Source organism: Kitasatospora sp. NPDC002965, assembly GCF_040611255.1.
Lineage (GTDB): Bacteria > Actinomycetota > Actinomycetes > Streptomycetales > Streptomycetaceae > Kitasatospora.
On record NZ_JBEXNT010000300.1, the window covers coordinates 1 to 1747 of the forward strand.

At 75.4% G+C, this 1747-nt stretch carries 2 protein-coding genes; both read right to left on the reverse strand.

Annotated elements, in window-relative coordinates:
- Positions 1-1133 (reverse strand): beta-ketoacyl synthase N-terminal-like domain-containing protein (locus ABZY91_RS41960; protein ID WP_355409503.1); only part of this gene is annotated, 1133 nt, incomplete at its 3' end.
- Between the two features lie 63 nt (positions 1134-1196).
- Positions 1197-1747: acyl carrier protein (locus ABZY91_RS41965; RefSeq protein WP_355409505.1), on the reverse strand; the 551-nt coding region annotated here is incomplete at its 5' end.

Here is a 1747-nt window from a genome sequence, read left to right on the forward strand (position 1 = left end):
ATGTTGGACTTCAGCGAGCCCAGCAGCAGCGGCCGGTCCGCCGGGCGGTCCTGCCCGTAGGTGGCGAGCAGCGCCTGGGCCTCGATCGGGTCGCCCAGCGGTGTGCCGGTGCCGTGCGCCTCGACCACGTCGACGTCGGCGACGCCCAGCCGTGCGGCGGCCAGCGCCTGGCGGATCACCCGCTGCTGGGCCGGGCCGTTGGGCGCGGACAGCCGGCTGCTGGCGCCGTCCTGGTTGACCGCCGTGCCCCGGACGACGGCGAGCACCGGGTGCCCGTTGCGGCGCGCCTCGCTGAGCCGCTCCAGCAGCAGCAGACCGACGCCCTCGCCCCAGCCGGTGCCGTCCGCGTCCGCCGAGAAGGACTTGCAGCGGCCGTCGGCGGCCATCCCGCCCTGCCGGCTCATCTCCACGAACGGCACCGGGGTGGACATCACCATCGCGCCGCCGGCCAGCGCCAGCGTGCACTCGCCGGAGCGCAGCGCCTGCGCGGCCAGGTGGATCGCCACCAGCGAGGAGGAGCAGGCGGTGTCCACGCTGAGCGTGGGGCCCTCCAGGCCGAAGGTGTAGGCCATCCGGCCGGAGGCGACGCTGTCGGAGCTGCCGTTGCCCAGGTATCCGGCGACGTCCTCGGGCACCCGGCGCAGCCGCACCGCGTAGTCCTGGTACATCACGCCGAGGAAGACGCCGGTGCGGCTGCCGCGCAGCGTGCGGGCGTCGATCCCGGCGCGCTCGAAGGCCTCCCAGCCGGTCTCCAGCAGCAGCCGCTGCTGCGGGTCCATGGCCAGCGCCTCGCGCGGCGAGATGCCGAAGAGGCCGGGGTCGAAGGCGCCGACCCCGCTCAGGAAGCCGCCCTCGTCGGCGTAGCTGGTGTCCGGCCGTCCGCGGTCCTTGTCGACCAGCGCGTCCAGGTCCCAGCCGCGGTCGGCCGGGAACGGGGTGACGGCGTCGACACCGCCGGCGACCAGCTCCCAGAGCTCCTCGGGCGAGGTGACCCCGCCGGGGTAGCGGCAGCTCATCGCGACGACGGCGATCGGCTCGTGGTCCTTGGCCTCGACCTCCTGCAGTCGCTGGCGGGTGCGGTGCAGGTCGGTCGCGACACGCTTGAGGTAGTCGCGCAGCTTGTCGTCATTCACCGGTGGTCACCTTCGTCAGCGGGTTGCGGGGGTGCGGGGCACGCGGGTCCGGCGGCGTGTCCGTCATGACAGCCCCAGCTCGTTCTCGATGAAGTCGAAGAGGTCGTCGTCGCCGGCCGTGGCCATCCGTTCCTCCAGTCCGTCCGCCGGGCCGCCGGAGGCGTCCGGGGCGACCCGGGAGAGCAGGGCCTGGAGCCGCCCGGCCAGCGCCGGGTCCAGCGGGTCGGCGGCCAGCGCCTGTTCCAGCCGTTCCAGTTCGGCCAGCCCGGCGACCTGCGGCTCGGCGGGCGCCGGGACCAGCTGCTCGCCGAGGTGCGCGGCGATCGCGGTCGTGCTCGGGTGGTCGAAGAGCAGGGTGGCGGGCAGCCGCAGGCCGGTGGCCGCGCGCAGCCGGTTGCGCAGTTCGACGGCGGTCAGCGAGTCGAAGCCGAGCTCCAGGAGGCCGCGGTCGGCCGACACGCTCTCCTGCGGGGAGAAGCCCAGGATCAGGCCGACGTGCGAGCGGACCAGCTCCAGCAGCACCCGGGCCCGCTGCGGCTCGCCGAGTCCGGCCAGCCGGTGCAGCAGGGCCTGCGGCGCGTCCGCGGCGGCCGCTCCGGCCGCCGCCGCCTCGC